This is a genomic window from Devosia sp. UYZn731 (genome assembly GCF_040546795.1).
Lineage (GTDB): Bacteria > Pseudomonadota > Alphaproteobacteria > Rhizobiales > Devosiaceae > Devosia.
Genome location: NZ_JBEPOL010000006.1, coordinates 1 through 17,063 on the forward strand (window position 1 = coordinate 1; position 17,063 = coordinate 17,063).

Annotated in this window: 18 protein-coding genes and 1 tRNA gene; 5 read left to right on the top strand and 14 right to left on the bottom strand. The window is 60.9% G+C overall.

The window, feature by feature from the left end; all coding sequences use genetic code 11:
• Nucleotides 1-143 precede the first annotated feature (143 nt).
• The 5 genes from ABIB57_RS15205 to ABIB57_RS15225 form a co-directional block, all read right to left on the bottom strand.
• On the bottom strand, nucleotides 144-1,148 hold the full coding sequence (locus tag ABIB57_RS15205; protein WP_354041922.1) for an SH3 domain-containing protein: 1,005 nt from the start codon (nucleotides 1,146-1,148) through the stop codon (nucleotides 144-146).
• A 924-nt stretch (nucleotides 1,149-2,072) separates the two neighbouring features.
• Nucleotides 2,073-2,528 (bottom strand): Ros/MucR family transcriptional regulator, encoded by a 456-nt coding sequence (locus ABIB57_RS15210; RefSeq protein WP_354041924.1) that lies wholly within the window; start codon nucleotides 2,526-2,528, stop codon nucleotides 2,073-2,075.
• Between the two features lie 620 nt (nucleotides 2,529-3,148).
• Nucleotides 3,149-3,559, bottom strand: coding sequence for a HEPN domain-containing protein (locus ABIB57_RS15215; RefSeq protein ID WP_354041926.1), 411 nt, complete (start codon nucleotides 3,557-3,559; stop codon nucleotides 3,149-3,151).
• Nucleotides 3,543-3,908: a nucleotidyltransferase domain-containing protein gene (locus ABIB57_RS15220; RefSeq protein WP_354041927.1), complete on the bottom strand. Its 366-nt coding sequence runs from the start codon at nucleotides 3,906-3,908 to the stop codon at nucleotides 3,543-3,545. Before ABIB57_RS15220 ends, ABIB57_RS15215 begins: the two co-directional genes overlap by 17 nt.
• 119 nt (nucleotides 3,909-4,027) lie before the next feature.
• Nucleotides 4,028-4,258 (bottom strand): CopG family transcriptional regulator, encoded by a 231-nt coding sequence (locus ABIB57_RS15225; protein WP_354041929.1) that lies wholly within the window; start codon nucleotides 4,256-4,258, stop codon nucleotides 4,028-4,030.
• Between the two features lie 527 nt (nucleotides 4,259-4,785).
• On the opposite strand from ABIB57_RS15225, the gene ABIB57_RS15230 reads away from it, so the two are divergent.
• Nucleotides 4,786-5,064: a hypothetical protein gene (locus ABIB57_RS15230; protein ID WP_354041930.1), complete on the top strand. Its 279-nt coding sequence runs from the start codon at nucleotides 4,786-4,788 to the stop codon at nucleotides 5,062-5,064.
• Here the strand turns inward: ABIB57_RS15230 and ABIB57_RS15235 are convergent.
• Nucleotides 5,061-5,465, bottom strand: coding sequence for a hypothetical protein (locus ABIB57_RS15235; RefSeq protein ID WP_354041931.1), 405 nt, complete (start codon nucleotides 5,463-5,465; stop codon nucleotides 5,061-5,063). The two genes, ABIB57_RS15230 and ABIB57_RS15235, sit on opposite strands and share 4 nt — an antisense overlap.
• A 368-nt stretch (nucleotides 5,466-5,833) precedes the next feature.
• Entirely contained in the window at nucleotides 5,834-6,004 is a 171-nt protein-coding gene (locus tag ABIB57_RS15240) for a hypothetical protein (protein ID WP_354041933.1), read from the bottom strand.
• Nucleotides 6,005-6,175: 171 nt separating this feature from the next.
• Between ABIB57_RS15240 and ABIB57_RS15245 the strand changes: the two genes are divergently transcribed.
• Nucleotides 6,176-6,853 (top strand): hypothetical protein, encoded by a 678-nt coding sequence (locus ABIB57_RS15245; protein ID WP_354041934.1) that lies wholly within the window; start codon nucleotides 6,176-6,178, stop codon nucleotides 6,851-6,853.
• Nucleotides 6,854-6,891: 38 nt separating this feature from the next.
• On the opposite strand, the gene ABIB57_RS15250 is transcribed toward ABIB57_RS15245, so the two are convergent.
• The 4 genes from ABIB57_RS15250 to ABIB57_RS15265 all read right to left on the bottom strand — a co-directional run bounded on the left by ABIB57_RS15250 (nucleotide 6,892) and on the right by ABIB57_RS15265 (nucleotide 10,248).
• Complete coding sequence (locus ABIB57_RS15250; RefSeq protein ID WP_354041935.1) at nucleotides 6,892-7,314, bottom strand: helix-turn-helix domain-containing protein; 423 nt, start codon at nucleotides 7,312-7,314, stop codon at nucleotides 6,892-6,894.
• Nucleotides 7,223-8,656, bottom strand: a complete 1,434-nt coding sequence (locus ABIB57_RS15255) for an ATP-binding protein (protein ID WP_354041937.1) — start codon at nucleotides 8,654-8,656, stop codon at nucleotides 7,223-7,225. Before ABIB57_RS15255 ends, ABIB57_RS15250 begins: the two co-directional genes overlap by 92 nt.
• Nucleotides 8,657-9,083: 427 nt before the next feature.
• Nucleotides 9,084-9,159 (bottom strand) — tRNA-Ala (locus ABIB57_RS15260).
• 75 nt (nucleotides 9,160-9,234) lie between these two features.
• The gene (locus ABIB57_RS15265) at nucleotides 9,235-10,248 is read right to left on the bottom strand and encodes an SDR family oxidoreductase (RefSeq protein WP_354041938.1); all 1,014 of its coding nucleotides are present in this window, start codon (nucleotides 10,246-10,248) and stop codon (nucleotides 9,235-9,237) included.
• Nucleotides 10,249-10,320: 72 nt separating this feature from the next.
• On the opposite strand from ABIB57_RS15265, the gene ABIB57_RS15270 reads away from it, so the two are divergent.
• Complete coding sequence (locus ABIB57_RS15270; RefSeq protein WP_354041940.1) at nucleotides 10,321-10,887, top strand: TetR/AcrR family transcriptional regulator; 567 nt, start codon at nucleotides 10,321-10,323, stop codon at nucleotides 10,885-10,887.
• Here ABIB57_RS15270 and ABIB57_RS15275 read toward each other — a convergent pair.
• Entirely contained in the window at nucleotides 10,877-11,884 is a 1,008-nt protein-coding gene (locus ABIB57_RS15275; RefSeq protein ID WP_354041941.1) for a Gfo/Idh/MocA family protein, read from the bottom strand. The genes ABIB57_RS15270 and ABIB57_RS15275 overlap by 11 nt on opposite strands.
• Nucleotides 11,885-12,953: 1,069 nt before the next feature.
• On the opposite strand from ABIB57_RS15275, the gene ABIB57_RS15280 reads away from it, so the two are divergent.
• Together ABIB57_RS15280 and ABIB57_RS15285 are read left to right on the top strand one after the other, a co-directional pair.
• Entirely contained in the window at nucleotides 12,954-13,466 is a 513-nt protein-coding gene (locus ABIB57_RS15280) for an HPP family protein (protein WP_354041942.1), read from the top strand.
• Nucleotides 13,467-13,536: 70 nt separating this feature from the next.
• On the top strand, nucleotides 13,537-14,505 hold the full coding sequence (locus tag ABIB57_RS15285) for a zinc-binding dehydrogenase (RefSeq protein ID WP_354041944.1): 969 nt from the start codon (nucleotides 13,537-13,539) through the stop codon (nucleotides 14,503-14,505).
• A gap of 141 nt (nucleotides 14,506-14,646) precedes the next feature.
• On the opposite strand, the gene ABIB57_RS15290 is transcribed toward ABIB57_RS15285, so the two are convergent.
• Nucleotides 14,647-15,456: a siderophore-interacting protein gene (locus ABIB57_RS15290; RefSeq protein ID WP_354041945.1), complete on the bottom strand. Its 810-nt coding sequence runs from the start codon at nucleotides 15,454-15,456 to the stop codon at nucleotides 14,647-14,649.
• Nucleotides 15,457-15,614: 158 nt separating this feature from the next.
• Entirely contained in the window at nucleotides 15,615-16,931 is a 1,317-nt protein-coding gene (locus ABIB57_RS15295) for an NAD(P)H-dependent oxidoreductase (protein ID WP_354041946.1), read from the bottom strand.
• Nucleotides 16,932-17,063: the final 132 nt, after the last annotated feature.

Below are 17,063 nucleotides of genomic sequence, written 5' to 3' on the forward strand. Positions count from 1 at the left end.
TGCCACTTGACCATCCCCGCACCGCGGGAAACTATCCTACAGGCGGGTCACTTCTCAATGACAACCCCGGGTCAGTTCCAGGCGACAATCAACACTCCATTGGAAAGAAACCGCAATGGGGTCGGGAGCCGCCGGTGCGGCCATCAGGAGACCGAGCTGAAACTGCCATCAAGACCAAAATAGCAATTAAAGAATGTCGTGCCGTTGTCGCCATCAAAATTGCCTTGCACAACGTAGTTGTCGCCGCTCTTGAACGCCAAGTTGGTGGTGATCTCGGTTGGACGCACGCCGAATTCCGCAGACGCCTCACCGGCGCAGTAGCGCGGCATATCTGCCGTCGATACCGCATCATAAGGGGTGGGCCTTGGCCCCTGACTGGGCAGCACCGTGGGGAATGGGGAAGGCAATGTGGTCGGGCGCGGCGGCCGTTGTGGTTGCTGTTGCGCGTTGCCCGACGACTCCCGAAGGTACCGTCCCACGACCCAGCCGCGCAGACCACGCCTCGTCTCGATCTGGCACCAGCGCGTGCTGCCGTTCATCTGGCACCCCCTGTTACGCAGCACGTCACCCTCGGCCAGCCGTCCCAATATGCGGTTGTTCGCCCCAGGACCGGACCGGACATTGAGCGTGTCGCCCGCCAGCCCTCGGACCTGCCAATAATCCGGTCCACCGGCCAGGCCATCGGCAAAGTCGGGTTGCACCGGCGTTGGACTGACCGCGACCGCACGGCCTTCCACATAAAGAGTAAGCTGGTAGTTGGCGGTTTCGCTGCGCCGGGCCGCATTGCGCATCAGATAGACGTTAATGACGTAGTTTCCGCTCGACTGAATTCGCAGCGATGTCGAATTGCCTGAAATGGAGCCGTTATAAACCGCTTGGGAGGCACCCGGTGCGGTGATGTTGAAGTAGCCGCTGGCATTGTCGGTATCGAGCTGGACGCTCATCGTCTGCCCTGCGGTCACGCCGAGCCTGTAGTTGACCGATTGGTAGCCCGTGATGCGGTCAGAAATTGTCGTGCCGCTCTGGCCGCGGGGAAATTTCACCTCGACCGATCGCGGGCTTTGCGCCATTGCAACAGCGGAAAAGCCCAGCACAACGGCAAAAATTGCCATAAACTTGGCAAGCGGTCGGGAGAAAAACTCGCTCACTTGAAGCTCCTTATCTCTCATCGGTCTACTGCCGACGCTCAAGCATCAGTCAGCAAACTGTCGGTTGCAAGGCATACTCGTTGATTTTCTCGCCGAGTTTCCCCTAGCCTTGGGTCGGAAGCAGCCGGTGCAGAAATCAAGTTTTATGCACCGCTTCCCTGGCCGTGCAATTGCAAAGGCTTACACAGTGCAAAACTCAGGTGCATTTCGGCTGACGCTCTCGCTGATCAAGAGCACCAGATGTCTGCTATTCTTATCACCGCCACCAAAACCAGTCGGTCCGCAATCCATCTGTGGACGCCCCGTAAGACGCAAGCGGTATTTTGAAGGGTAGCCCGTAGTCGGATGCTGCCATCTGTCCGGCCTCTGATGAAGCACCAGAGGCTGCAGGCCCGTATGGGAGTTCGCGGACCCGATCCATATCACCCACAGCGTGCTCAAGGCACAGTGGATTGCCCTGGTTTTCCGACCCCGTCTCGCCGACTATTGCGGCAGACCTTCCTTCCACCGACTACGTCCCGACGACCTCTGGTCCGCCTTGGCTTATGCCGCGGCCGCAACCGGAGCTTTGTATACCTCTTGCTTGATGAGCAGCGCCCAGATGCCGCGGTCGGGGCGGTTCGGTGACTTCCTTGGATGCATCAGATATCCGTGCTACTCTGGCAGCGCGCAGCTGCCAGTCCGACATACCCCGGCGAAAGTCTAATCGGCGACCAGGCTAAGAGAGCGGTCCTTTTGTCGGATGAGACCTTGTCAGATAGGCTCCCACCCATGTCCGACTGTTGCCCGGGCATGCCGGTGGAAACTTTCGTCAAGACCGAGGACAGAACGGTGTTGTCGTACATGATCCGTCCCTTTGTCGAGCAGCTCCATCGCGCGAGGCTAGGACCTGATCTGACAGAGTGTCGGACGGCGGGCAGGGTGCTAGACGTCAGCGGCGACCTTTTTGCGACGCGCCTGTGCAGCAACGAACGCGGGCCTGCGGCCTAGACCGTTAGTTTTGGCGAGGTTAGAGCGAACCGCTGCATAGGAAGGAGCGACCATCGGATAGTCGCTGGGCAAATTCCACTTGGCTCGGTAGTCGTCAGGGGTCATCTGAAAATGCGTCATTAAATGGCGCTTGAGCGACTTGAACTTCTTGCCGTCTTCGAGGCAGACGATGAAATCAGGAGTCACGGATTTCTTGATTGGCACGGCTGGCGCCTGCACGATTGCTGGCTCCGTCACACTCTCGTGCCCCAAGGTCGCTAGCGACGCGTGCACGTCTCGGACGAGGGACGGCAGATCCAACAGACTAACAGCATTGTGCTTCACGAAGACCGAGACAATTTCGGTGGTCAATTCGAGCAGGTCGTCGCGGAGCACAATAGTGTCGGTCATTTCGTCCATCGCCATGTCAGCTGCGTTGCACTCTGCATGACGCATTCTTGGTGGCTAATGCATCGAGGCGGTGAGTGCAATGGTCTCGCCCGACTGGCAGCTATTCTGTTTCGAAAGAGACCGTGCACGGTCGGCTAAAGTCTTAAAAGTAGGGCCTGAGATTCGTGACCTTGTTTAGATCATAAGGCCGTTAGACGGCTTTTTTGGAACACTCTCTGCAACCGGCCTGATGCTTCAGCCCCGCAACCCACGCCGCGCCTGGCCGCAACTGACCTATTTTAAACTGCCTGTTCCCCGTAGGTCCGACCGTCCGCAACCGCGAATCTCACCGAGACTCTCGTCGGACTGCCGTCGCCGTTTTCCCTTGATGGGGTATTGTCGTCGCCACCATCCCGCGCTTTCAGGCCTGAGAACTTTGGGCAACGCGGTGATCGGTTTCCAATCCGCCATCGCGGGGAAGCCACTCGAGGATCAGGAACACTGAAACTGACGCTCGTGCGAGAAACCCACTTCTAAATGACATCGGTCGGCCATCGGTGCTTCATATCCATCCCTCTCGCCTTTGACGGCGGCTGCCGGTCCTCCCGTATACCGGCCTCTCAAGGATATTATCGTCCAGCCTACCGGCCCGTGCTCTTCGGCTTGTAGGCAGAGCCATAGATATGGGTTTTGACCATTTCAATAAACTTCCGAACGTCATCGAGCCGTCGGTCGATTTCATCTTTCGGTAGCTCCTTGGGAAGCCTACCGACAGGGTCGGGATACCGAAACTTCGTCGATGCCGACGACTGATAGTTCTGATCTTCGATAGCTTGGCGCAGTGGGTGCTCATCGGGCAGCAAAGCCCCGATCTGCCCGATGTTGTGGGTCGGACCAACCTCAACCCCCTCGTGCACGCAAACTGCTCGAGCGGCTTTTTCCGCCGCCTGCGAGATGTGATAGGCGGCAGGACGGGGCGGTGTCGTCGGCTGCGATGCCAACTCAAAATCTTCTTCCGCCAGGGTAATTAGGCTATCAACCTTTTCGGTCATAGAGCCTCACGCCATGGGTGACCACTTCTCGGATGAGGCCGGTGGGTTTGATTGCTTCACGGTTGAAGTCGTCCTCACGGCATGGGACGACGTCACAACCTACGCCTGTGCCGAGCACGGGCGCGTAGACACGATCATAGTCGAAGCCAGCTTCCCCGTCGCTCTCTTGGGTAACGACCAGCAGATCGAAATCGGAGTCAGGTCGGTGGTCGCCGCGCGCACGTGAGCCGAACAGGTATACCGAGACGGGAGAAACTGCATCCACAATGCGCCCGACCACGACATTCAGCGCTTCCGACTCCGAAGAGTAGGAACCGGTGTTCGCTGCAATGTTCGAGGTAACGTTCATCGTTGCCAGGCTCCTACGCGCGCTAAAATAGGCCATGGTACGGAAAGGTTCAACTGCCGGGCGCTGGAGGGACAAACTGAACGCTACCTCCGACATCTGGCTATTAACTCAAACGGACGCTACGCGGCTTTGCGGCTGCGGATGATTTCCTCAAGCTCTGCCAGCACGTCATCAGCATCCTTGCCGCCGCCCGCGGACGCCTCTTCCCGGCCACGCAGGACCGACAGGCAAACGCCACCCACGGCCTCCCGGGCGAGATGGTACTTGAGCGCACGAACCATAACACAGGTGCGGGTCCGCTCAGAACCCGTGGCGAGCTTCTCAATTTCGGCAAGCAATATCGACGGCAAGGCGCAGGGTACAGTGTGGCCGGCGAATCTTGTTGATGCAGAGACCTAGTTGGACTCGATCAGCCCCAGTGTTCCGCTTCTGAATTCGCCGAATTCCCTTTCGACAAACTCCCTGGTTAGCCAGTCTTCTGGGGCGCTCCAACCCGCATGTGGGAACAGGTCGAGAAATAACCTGGCACCACGAAGGTCTGCGGCTCGAAATTCCGATACTGCCCACATCGACAACCAAGTCGCGAACGAAGGCGCGGATCGCCTCGACGTTGGTGGTGACGGATACACATGCGAGAGCATCAGTTCTCGTCGTTGCCGTGCTTATCAAGCTTCTTGGCGTCGAGCACTGCAATCTGTCGGTCCCAATCGGCCAAGAAAGCCTTCTGCTCGGCAACAGACATGGTCGTCTTCACGACGACAATCTTTCCAGGCAGCGGTTGTGGGGAACGCGGACCATATGCCAATTAATGCGTCGCCGTCCGGTTCTCGGCATGGCCTTATCAATGATATCTTCGATCTGCTCGAAGATGATGGCGATGATCAAGTTGCGCTGGCCATCAGTGTCGCCATCGACAGCCGGGGCCAACTTCCTGAACGGCGCGGCGATTGCGTTCCTAGCCAACGGATGTCTCGCCTCTATTGGAACACGCGGCAAATCCATGGATTTCAATCGCTGTGATCGCGGCCGGCGCCATGCTGCTTTCGCTTGCCATCATGCGCCTGAATCGCGATCTGGAAGATTGATAGTCGCGGACTGGCGCCAGCGACTGCATTTCTTCCGTCCTTATGTCGGCAACTTCAAACCTTATTGCTAGGTGGTTTTTGACGGCGCGGACAAAAATGCTGCGGCCGCCGCAGTTGAAACACCGTAGGACAGGACGAACCACAGCGTTTGAAGTTCGGCGGCAAGCGAAGCAAGCGCCGGCAAGACCAAGGGTGCGAGCAACGTGAAGATGGCAGCAGCGGCCGTCAGATGATTGCGCAGCCATCCCAACTTCACGCGTCCCAACCCGGACATCAGCATGACGAAGCACGGCAACATGGCGAAGATAGATAAGTAAGCTGCGGCATAACCCCCGACCGTTGCGGTCGCTGCGATGGCGGCGCAACAGGTCAGCGCCACGATCAGCACGACCGGCCCTATTAGGAACATGGGCCATGCCATCGTGCTTTCCGCGTTTACCACTAAGGGGTATCTAAAGCCGATCGTGTTCATGCCGTATCTCCTAGTTCCGATGAGAACTAATATATGCGGGTTCCATGAAAAAGACGATTCGCTTGGGGCGAGACGGGCGAACAATTGATAGATGCAATGGCGGGCAGACCCGGTTGCGGAACTTAAAAAGCCCGTCCGGCATCTTCCAGCACGAGAATGTGCCCTGAAGCATAAAGAGAACCTGGCGTTGCAGGTATGGTCGCCGTTTTAGATGGTTTGTTGAACCATAAAAATGATGGTCGTGAACCAATTCCTGCATCTAGGGCATCAGATTGAATCATTTATCCATACTGTCTCATTTTGAGACGCGATAAGGTTAGGCAGTTGCCTCGAGGCCCGCCAGCAGAACGCCTAACCATTGGGCTCCTTTACGTCGGCGCCGGCCATACGTTGTGACCCGTCGCGACCGCGACCCGTGCTGCAGCGCGGGCCAGATCACTGAGTTCACCAATCACGATATCGAAGTGCAAAACACCGCCGCTGTTGCCATCCATCGACATGCTGACCATCTCGACGGAAATCAGCCTTCCTTTTTCCATTCCAATTTCCAGTGCTCTCGATTTCGAGCTGTACGGTCGCCCGTATCTGAGCTTTTGACAAGCACCGTCGATCCGCCCATTCAGGCCTTGCCGACCATTCCATAAGCCGTGGCCGAGATGGTGACTTTCGTCGGCCTGAAATATCTTTGGGCTCGAGGAGTATCGAGTCCCATGACCTTCAAGCCAGAACGCACGGATGCCCGTCTCAAATTTGCCGTTCACACGGACGGCAAGGCGCCGTTGTCGGCGATCGCCGGCCCATGGAACCCTGTCGCCCTGTGGTATGAGATCGCTGGCGAGGCGCCGGATGCCGCCAGGCTCAAGGACGCGCTGGAGTCATTTCCGTGGCGTGGCGGCAAGGTGTCTCGAGCGCCTTTGGGGGCCTGCATGCTTTCCACTCCCATGGACGGCGTTTACCTAGAAGTCATTCCCGACGACGAATCCTACCTGCATCGGTTCGGCTTCAGCATCTCCGGCACGATCCAGGAAGCATACTTCAACGAGTTGGGTGATGTGGCGGAGGCCAAATGGCCAGGGCACAAGGAGCTCTCGAGGCGCTGTTGGGGCGAGGTTCTAGAGGTCAGGGACGCGGCACTCGCCGAAGCCAAAAAACGGCAAGGCATCCCGCCCCTAGCTGTGCCTTTCGAGACTGTTGTCAAGAACGGCGTCACCGAGGCGCTGCAGTCAACTACAGGCGCGTTGAGTGAGGCTTGTACAGCCGTCCCTTCCTACATTGTGGAAGGAGGATTGGATGACGAGGTACGCGCCGAGCGCCGGAGCACCATCGAGGCGATCTACTTCCCCGCGCGGGACGAGGACGCCGTTCCGTCGCCGGTACTCTGGCGCTGATCAGGCAGAGCCAGGGCAGGCCTAAGTCGCCAAATTTCTCACTGCTTCATCCAGCATCTAGTTAGATCCCTTTCGACGGCGGGCACGCATTGTCGCTTTCCACATCGACGCTTATCCGACACGCGGCGGAGACGGTCGGAGCTGAAATCGCAAAACTGGCCTCTCATAAACCCGGAGATCTTCGGCTGGGAGATGCCAGTCAGCCCGGCGGCCTCCGCCTGGGCAAGACCGCGGTCGCGAATGACTGCCGAAATCTTGGACACAAGGCGTGATTTCGCCAGATGCTCTTCGGGGTTCGGGACACCCAGGTCCGCAAAGACGTTGCCGCTTCCAAAAGCTGTTGTCTCCTTGGGAATGCTGGCACCCCTACTATTTGGGGCCGCGGGGGTTGTGCCGGTAGCGACGGTCGGGCCCGTACACGAGCAACTCAGGATCGATGAGGTGGACGGAGGCGTCGACACCGGCAAACTGCTGAACTTCCTCTTTGAAGCCAGTTTTGCTGAAGAACAGGAAGTGATGCCCATAGGTGCCGCCGTAGCCGCTTTTTTCCGGCGCCTGCTTCAGCTTCTCGACCATTGCCATATCCACACGGCGTGAACGCCACTTTGCTTCGCCGAAGAAGGCGTCACCATTCAATAGTGTTCCGGCTACATCGACGTCCATGTCGCTATGGCCCCAAATAGACCCAACCTCAGCTGCTGGTACACCTGTCTGTTCCTCCAGGTGCAGTCGGGCGTGATCGCGACAGATCTTCTCGAACGCACCACCCATGAACTCCGGCAATGCGTGAACAATGATGCTGTCGAAGAGCTTTTCACCATGCCCGCTGTTGATGGCACCGAGATATCGAGGGAGGAAGCGGTACCAGAAGGCTAGCAGCTGATCGTTCAGCAGCAGCCGTCGATTGCGGCCCTTCTCATCGGCGTCGAGCGACTTCTCGGACGTGATGAGGTCCAGCCTGATCAGTCTGGCGACATAGGGCGAAATGTCCGACGTCTTGCCCTTGATGCGATCGGCGATGGTGCCGGTGCTATCGCAACCATCGGCAATGGCGGCGAGAATTGCGGCATAGGTCTGGGGCTTTTCGAATTCGCTCCTCATCAGAAACTCCGGCTCGTTCACCAATCCACCAGTCTCGGTCAAAAGCAGGTCGATGATGTTGCCCCGCAGATCTTTGGACGGGTCGCATTGGGCGAGGTAATGTGGGACGCCCCCGAACACCGCATATGTCTCGATAATCTCCTCGGCGGAATAGTCTGGGAAAAACTCGGCCGCTTCCCGCAACGAGAGCTGTTTAACGTCGATCGACATCGTCTTGCGCCCATATAGGGGGTTCTTCTCAGCCAGCAGATCTTCCATCTGAGAGATGGCCGAACCGCACAATACCAGTTTCAGATTGCCGGACGCGGCAGCACCGGTATCCCAGAAACGCTGCAGAACAGACGGTAGGGATTTATCGTCGGCCAACAGGTATGGGAATTCGTCGAAAGTCACGACGAGGCCGGGCTGCTTTTCCGCAGCGTCCGCGAGATAATGGAGAACGCTTTCCCAGGTACCTAAGCCAGCCAACAGCTTCGATTGACCAATGGCGAGCGCGACCACAGCCTTGAACGTCTCGAGGTTCTGGGCAGACGATGCTATGGTTGCTTGGAAATAGATGCTGGGCCGTCCGTCGGCGGCCTGCTTCAGGAGCCAGGATTTGCCGATACGGCGCCGGCCGTAGGCGATGACCAGGGAAGGCCTGGAAAGATCGAACTCAGCTTTCAGCAGAGCTAATTCCCGCTCTCTACCAACAAAATCCATAGGATAATCCTGATTAGTATAATTTCACTTATAATAATCTAATTTATGATATGAGTTCAAGTCCCGTGAAGCCCGTTACGCGCTGCTAACTGATGCAAAGTTGCGGGTGGCCACCACCGCCTCGTCTCGCCAATACAGCAGTTTCCAATCACGCTCGATCCCAATGCGCACCCTGCTCAAGGTCGAAATCCGCGAAACCGACGAAGCCGACTGTATCTTCACCGCCCTGATGAGCGACCCGGAACAACATGGCCCGGGAACTACCCGGGCCATGTCTTTATGGTTCAATGCACAAGAAGATCGCGCTTCAAGAATTGTCTGGTCTATTCTAGCAGGTACGCAAACCGGGTACGAATGTGGGTACGAACGGAAAATATGTCCCCCGTAACCTGCTGATTAAACTAGTGAAATTATCCCCTTGTCGGAATGGTGGAGCTGAGCGGGATCGAACCGCTGACCTCGTCATTGCGAACGACGCGCTCTCCCAACTGAGCTACAGCCCCGTTCCGACCGGGCGAGATATGAAGAAAAATCGGGCCGGTTGCAAGGGGATATGTTTCTGCTTTGCCGCCCGCCGGCTAGACCAGTCCGTGTTCGATCAGGCTTTTGCCGGTGGCAATGGACGCTTCGGCGGCGGTGATCAGCGGACGGCCCAGGCGCGCGCTGCCCAGATGGCCGTCAACACGCTTCTGGGTGCCCATTTCATGCATATTGTCGCGCACGTCGCGGTCGAACAGGGCCACGAGGCGCACCACCCAGTTGGGGAGTTCGGCGGTCGGCACGCGGCGATCGGGGAAGGCGGGCTTGAGCATCTTGCCCATATCGGACATCCAATAGGTGCCTTGCGAGGCAATACAGCGCTGGCCTGCGGCGGCGGGATTGGTCATGGCGTCGACCTGCAGGGCCGCCACATCGCGCACATCGATGACCGACATGGCCAGCTTGGGCACGGCCGGTAATTTGCCGTCGAGCAGGCGGCGGACAAGCATGGACGAGGTGCCCGGGTCTTCATCGAGCAAGGGCCCGAAAATACCGGCCGGATTGATCACCGCGAGATCGTCGTGGCGGCCGGCTGCGTCCATCAGCGCCCAGGCCTGGCGTTCGGCGAGCGTCTTGGATTTCGGATAGGCGCCCGTCGTGGGGCTGTCGACATTGGTCCAGTCCGCCTCGGTCAGCGCGCGTGAATAATCGGCGTGACCATATTGGATGGCGGCGATGGACGAGGTCAGCACGATGCGCTCGACCTTGCCGCTCAGGGCGGCGGTGATGGCGCGGCGCGTGCCCTCGACGGCGGGGCGGATAAAATCGTTCTCGTCCTTGGGAGTCTCAAGGGCAAAGGGTGAGGCCGTGTGCTGCAGGTAGCGGCAATCCTTGACGGCATCATCCCAGCCGGCGTCGCTCAACAAATCGAGGGCGACGAAATCGAGGCGGCTCACGTCAGCGCCCGCATTAGCCAGGGTAGCGCGCACCTTGTCGGCACGGTTGAGATTGCGCACACTGCCACGCACGGTGTAGCCAGCATTGAGTAGTTGCAGCGCGACATGGCCGCCGAGGAAGCCGGATATGCCGGTGAGCAGAACGCGATCGGACACGGGGTGTCTCCTTTACGAATTGAACGATAGATATTACTATCGTTCAATTATTTCAAGCGCGAGTTTTGATATTTGAGCGAACCGGCAGACGGCAAGACCCAGGAAAAACGCCGCCGCATTCTCGAGGCGGCGCGTTTCCTGGTGCTGCGCAACGGGTTACGCGGCACCACCATGGAGGCTATCGCCCGCGAAGCGGGGATCGCCAAGCCGACGCTCTATGTCCAATTCGCCGACAAGGACGCGATCTTCGTGGGCATCGCCGATACCATAATGGACGATCTGCTCGCGGCCTATGATAGCGGCATGGCGGGGAGCGGGGATATCTCGGAGCGTGTTGGCGCGGCGCTGGCGGGCCAATACGCGGTGCTCGCCCGCACGCTTGCGGGATCGCCGCATGCCGGCGAGTTGATGAGCGAGCATAAGCGGGTGGGTGCCCGGTTTCGCGAAAAGGATCTGCGGGCCGAAGTCGAGATCGCAGCCGAGCTTGGTGCGGCAGGCGTCGCCGAGGCGGCGGCGCTGACCAAGGTCATCTGCGCTGCCGCCTATGGCATTGCGCTCAAGATCGCCGACGAGGCCCAGATGGTGGCCGGCATCAAGTTGATGTGCCGACGCATGATCGAGGCCGCAGTCAAACGCTAGCCCAGCCTCCAGATTTCTCGCTGGCGACCACGGCGTCAAGAACGCGCATGCTGGCAATGGCGTCGTCCACGCCCCAGGGCAGGGGTTGCTCGCCGAGCACGGCCAGGGCGAAGGCTTCGGCCTGTTCGGTATATTGATCGACGGCGGGCAGGATTTCGCGACGGGCGAGCGAGCCGTCGAGGTTGCCGCTGCTGTCGATGGTGATGGCGGTGAACTCGTCGGCCGGGGCGTTGAACGGGATGGTGATTTCAAGCTTGGCCCTGGTGCCGAGCAACTGCACGCGTTGATGCGCCGCGGCCTGGGTGGAGCAGATGAAGCTGAGCTGGCGGCCATTGCCGAAATCGGCAAGGACGCTGGCAAGGCGGTCGGTGCCGAAAGTGGGATCACGTTCGACCAGGGAGACGACGCGTTTCGGCTCGGCGCCGAAGATGAAGCGCGCGGCTGTGATGGGGTAGCAACCAATATCCATGATGCCGCCGCCGCCAATATCGGCTTGGTTGCGAACGTTGGCGGGGTCATTGTTGAAGTAGGAAAAGACCGCGTTGATGGCGCGGACGTCGCCCAATTCGCCCGAGGCGACGATGTCGCGGGCGCGCAGCCATTGGGGATGGAAGCGGATCATGAAGGCTTCGAGCACGATGATGCCCGACGGGATCTGGCGCAGCGCTTCGGCGTCCTGGGCATTGAGCGCGATGGGCTTTTCGCACAGCACATGCTTGCCGGCCCTGGCGGCGGCGACGGTCATGGGCACGTGCAGGTGATTGGGGAGCGGATTGTAGATGGCGTCGATATCGGGATCGGCGAACAGTTCCTCGTAGGAGCCATAGGCCTTGGGGATGCCGAGTTCGGCGGCGGCGGCCTGGGCCTTGCCCAGATCGCGCGAGGCGATGGCGACGACTTCGGAATGTGCGGATTTCTGGATGGCTGGGGTGACTTTGGCCATGCCGATATTGGCGGTGGACAGAATGCCCCAGCGAATCTTTTTGGTCGTGGTCATGGATGCCTCCTCAAGCTGCATCAGGCTTAGCCGGGCGGGGCGGAATTGACTAGTATGGAAGTGGGCGTGCGCAAGCGCCGCGCGGGTGGCTCCGGGCGGGTTCCTTGCCATTCGAGCGGAGCTCTCATGGCCTTCTCTCCTCAAATCGATCCACTGGATCGATTTGCCCGCAGAGCGGGACGGCTCGAAGACTGCGGCATGCGGCGAGACGTGCCTCATGGTAATTTGTAGTAGCGAGACAGCGCCTCGCCGCATGCGATGGGGTTTCTGGCCGCTCGAACGTGGCCTCCATTATTTCGGGAGACGAACGTCGCGCTGGCCCAGGGATCGCGCGACCGCATTCCCCTCCCACCAAACTCTCCACGGCCGTTCGTCGCGAACCCGCAGCCATTGTGGAGATATCGAGGGTGAGGATACGCCGGGAATCTCAGGTGGGGATAAGGGGGATAAGGCGCAGTAATTCCGGGGCAAGGGATGCTCACACCGCACTCGGTCTTCCCGCGGGCTTGACCCGCGGGGCACTGTCAGGTCGCGCCGAATTCGGTGGGGTGGCGAGAGGCCCGCGGGTCAAGCCCGCGGGAAGGGCGGTGGCGGATCGGATCGAGGCCGGTCATATGGCGCGGAGTGGCGTTGGTTTCGGCTGGCTCCACTCGGAGGAGAGTTCCCCCCACCCTGGCCCTCCCCTCGAGGGGGAGGGGACGATGGAGCGGGTGGATTGGGGAGGCGATACGGTGGATGGATTCATCACAGCGCTCTCACACCCACGGTCTTCCCGCGGGCTTGACCCGCGGGGCACTGTCCGGTCGCACTGAATTCGGTGGCGTGGCGAGAGGCCCGCGGGTCAAGCCCGCGGGAAGTGCGGTGGGGGATTAGATCGGGGCCAGCCATGCTGGGGAGGCTGGGAGGGGGGACCTGGGGCGGCTACAGGGTGACGGGAGTACGATTGGATGGGGCTTCCGGTTGAGCCAACAGAAAGATTTGTCGAGGGTTCGCCGACGCACGCGAAGGTGGGTCTGTATCTCGTTGCCCGATCTTGCTAAAAGCACGCGCCTTTTCAAGCGTTGGTCCGATGTTTCGTCAGTTTCGCCGCTATCTCACCCGTCATGATCCGATGCATCATTGGCCCCATCATCTCAAATCGAGTGGCGGAGCGGTGTTGGGGCTGGTGGCGATCGGGAGCCTGGCGGCGTGGACCGGGCTGCCGCTGCTGATGGCGCCGCTGGGGCCGACGGCGCTGGCGCTATCGGCGCATCCCGAGAGTCCATCGGCGCAGCCGGCCAATATCTTTGGGGGCTACTTTATCGCCGCGACGGTGGCGAGCGGGGCGCAGGCGCTGCTGCCGCATGCGGCGTGGGCCGCGGCGATCGCAGTTGGGGTGGTGATGCTGCTCATGCTGTTGCTGCGGGTCAATCATCCGCCGGCGGCAGCGGTGCCGCTGGCGGTGTTTGCCAGCCCGATCGCGCCGCAGACGCTGTTCGAAGTGTTGCTGGCGGGCTGTATTTGTCTCGTGGCGGTCGCCATGGTGATGCATCGGGTGCCGCCGCGGGCGGTTTATCCAAGGCTGCACGACCCGGCCGAATAGTCGCAGGGCATTTGAATCGGTGGGGCGCAGGCGTATCTATGGACCTTGGAGTCCAGAGGATATTGTGACCATGCGCAGTGTTGTTTTCGAGAGTTTTGGCGTGCCCGAACAGGTGCTGGGTTTGGCTGAGCGCCCAAGGCCAGTGCCGGGCGCGGGACAGGCACTGGTGCGGCTGGTGCTGTCGCCGATCCACAACCATGACCTGATGACCATTGCGGGGGAATACGGCATCAAACCGGCGCTGCCAGCGGTGCCGGGGACGGAAGCCGTGGGCGTGGTGGAGGCGCTTGGCGAGGGCGTGAACAATCTCAGCGTTGGCCAGCGGGTCGCCGGGGGCGCGGCGCAGACCTGGGCGGAGTTTTATCTGGTCGATGCGGCGCGGGTAGTGCCGGTGCCCGATAGCGTCAGCGACGAGACGGCGTGCCAACTGATTTCGATGCCGCTGAGCGCCAAGATGATTTTGGCCGATCTCAAGGTGAAGGCGGGTGACTGGATTATCCAGAATGCCGGCAATGGCATGGTCAGCAAGCTGGTGTCGCGCTTCGGGGCCGAGCAGGGGGTCCGTGTCATTAGCCTCGTGCGGCGCGACGAGACCGTGGCGGAACTGGAAGCGCTGGGGATCGCCAATGTGGTCTCCACCCAGAGCGACGGCTGGCAGGATCGGGTGCGCGCGCTGACCGGCGGAGCGCCGATCATCAGGGCGCTGGATTCGCTGGGTGGCGACGGGCCGGCGCAATTGCTGGAGGTTGTGGCGGACGGGGCCGAGTTGGTCAATTTCGGCGCGATGACGCTGCGGCCGCTGAAGATTTCGGCGGCGCAATTGCTGTTCCGCGGCATCAAGGTGCGCGGCTTCTGGGGAATGAAGCCGAACCTGGCGCCCGAAGTGATCGGGCGCATGTTCGGCGAAGTGGTGGCGCTGGCGGCCAAAGGAGAGCTGGTATTGCCGATCGAGGCGGTGTTTGGGCTGGAAGATATCGTGGCGGCGGTTAGTGCGAGTGGCGAGCAGGGGCGCAAGGGGAAGATTGCGTTGAGGCCCTAGCGCACTGGTCGCGATGCCTCAGTCGACACCTCCCCCTGCCAGGGGGAGGATCAAGGTGGGGGTCTTTCTGACAGATTTTGGGCTCTCCGACCCCCACCCGGCCTCCCCCTGGAAGGGGGAGGAGCAGGTCGCGGATCGCCGCTAATGGGGTTCGTGGGCGTCGGCTGTGCCGAGCAGCCAGTAGCCGGAGGCGCGGATCCATTCGGGGTTGAAGCCGCGCTGGTCAGTCAGATGTTGGCGGAGGGCTTTGCTGGTGGTGCTTTCGCAGGCGATGAAGGCGTGGGCGTCGCCGGAGGGGAAATCGAGGGCGGCGACGGCCGACAAGAGGAGGTCGGTGGTGCCGGCGGGACGACCGTTGCGGTGCACATAGGTCAGCGACAGGTCGGACGCGGTCGCGAAACGCTGTTCCTCGGCGGGGCTGTCAACTTCGATGACGGCGAGCACTTTTGCGCCGGCGGGCAGTTCCTCGATGCGGCGGCCGATGGCGGGCAGGGCGGTTTCGTCGCCGGCCAGCAGATACCAGTCGAAGGTCGTGGGGACGATCATGGAGCCGCGCGGGCCGCCGATCAGCAGTTGTTGGCCGATCGTGGCCTGGGCCGCCCAGGAGGAGGCCGGGCCATCGCCATGCAGGACGAAATCCACGTCGAGCGTGTTGGCGGCGGCGTCGAAGGCGCGCGGGGTATAGTCGCGCATTTGCGGGCGGGGATGGCCCTCGGGGAATTCGGCGCCGTTGGGGCCGAGTACGGGAACCACGGGGGCCGCGCCCGGTTCGCCGAAGAAGCATTTGATGTGATCGGCATGGCCGAGGCTGACGAAGCCGGCAAGATCGCCGGACAGGGTGATGCGGCGCATCAGCGGGGTAATGTCGGTGACGCCGACCACGTCCAGCAGGCGCATGCGGGTTTCGTGGCGGACGCGCTGGGGCGTGCGGGCATCGGCAAGGCTGGACATGGGATAATCCTGAATGTTTTGGTCAGGATTTAATGCGAGGGGGGAGAGAAGGCAAGTGAACTCTGGGTAAGGTGGGGGAGTCCGGTTCTGGTGGAAAAAACCCCCACCTTGATCCTCCCCCTCTTAGGGGGAGGTGTCGACTGAAAATCCGTCGAAGATCACACTAGGCCGAACATCTGGTCCTGACGCTGGCGCAGGGCGAAGAGGCGGGTGGAGGTGTCGGGCTGGCTGTTGGCGGTGGTGAGGAGGGCGCCCTTGGCGACCGGGGCGGTGACCTTGCCGCCTTCGAGCAGGCCGACGGGGATGGCGTGGTTCTTTCGCGCGTCGCCGATGGTCATCGTATAGGAGCGGTAGCAGGTTTCGCCGATGGCGTCGAAGGTCTCGCCCACTTTGAGATCGCGTTTGGCGACGGCGCAGACTTCGGCAACGGGCTGGGGCAGGGGCACCATGTCGGGCTTGCCGTAGAGCATGATGCGGGCGCAGGTCAGCGGGACTTCAAGGCTCGTCAGGTGGTAGGGGCGGAAGAAGCTGTAATAGGGGCCGTGGCCGATATGGAGGTCATCCATGCGCTCGATGATGCGCGGATGCTCGGCCTTGACGATGACGAAGACGCCGGGGGCGACGCCCTTGCCGACGGTATAGTCGACGACGCCCATCTTGTGCAGGATGCCGCCGTCTTCGCGCGGGATCAGCACCTTGGCCATGTCGTCGCGGTCGGCCTTGGGGCCGTGCATGCCGGGCACGTCGGGGACGAGACCGGTGGCGTTGGCGATGGCGCACATCTCGACCATGGTTTTTGAGCCATCGACGAACTCGACCAGCATGCGCGGGTTCATGTTGCGGCGCGCGGCTTCCTCGCGATAATCGTCGGGGGTGGCGTCGTGCCAGAGCGGATTGTTCTTGCCCTTGCCGGCGGCGACAATGGGCAGGCCGAGGGCCGAGACGAACTCGATCAGCTCCATGCAGGAGGAGGGCTCGTCGCCGGCGCCGACCGAATAGATGACGCCGAGGCGGTCGGCTTCCTTCTTCAAATAGGGGCCGATGGTGACGTCGGCTTCCACATTCATCATCACCAGATGCTTGCCGTGTTCCATGGCGGTGAGGCAGTAGTCGGCGGCGACGCCGGGCTTGCCGGTGGCGTCGATGACCACATCGATATTGGGCGTGGTGACGAGGGTTTCGGCTGAGACCACGGCTATCTTGCCGGCCTCGATGGCGGCGGTGGCCTGGGCCGGCGTGTTGGCCTCGCGACCGTGGCTATCGTCCCCATAGGCGATGGTCATGGCGGCGAGCGCGGTGTGGGGGCGGCGGGTGGCGATGGCGGCCATTTCGATGCCGGTCATCAATGACATCTGCGTCACCAGATCGGTGCCCATTTCGCCCGAGCCGATGACGCCGACCCGGATCGGCTTGCCGGTTGCGGCGCGGGCGGCAAGGTCACGGGCGATGCCGGTGAGGGCGATCTGGCTGGTCATGATGAGGCTCTCGCAGAGGTGCGCCTTCCCCTAGCACCGGCGTGAGCGCATGGGAACACCGCCCCGGTTGCCGAGGCAAGACGTTCTTTTGGGGTGGAGGGGCTGGCAAGCCCTTCTTCTGCAAAATGCTTA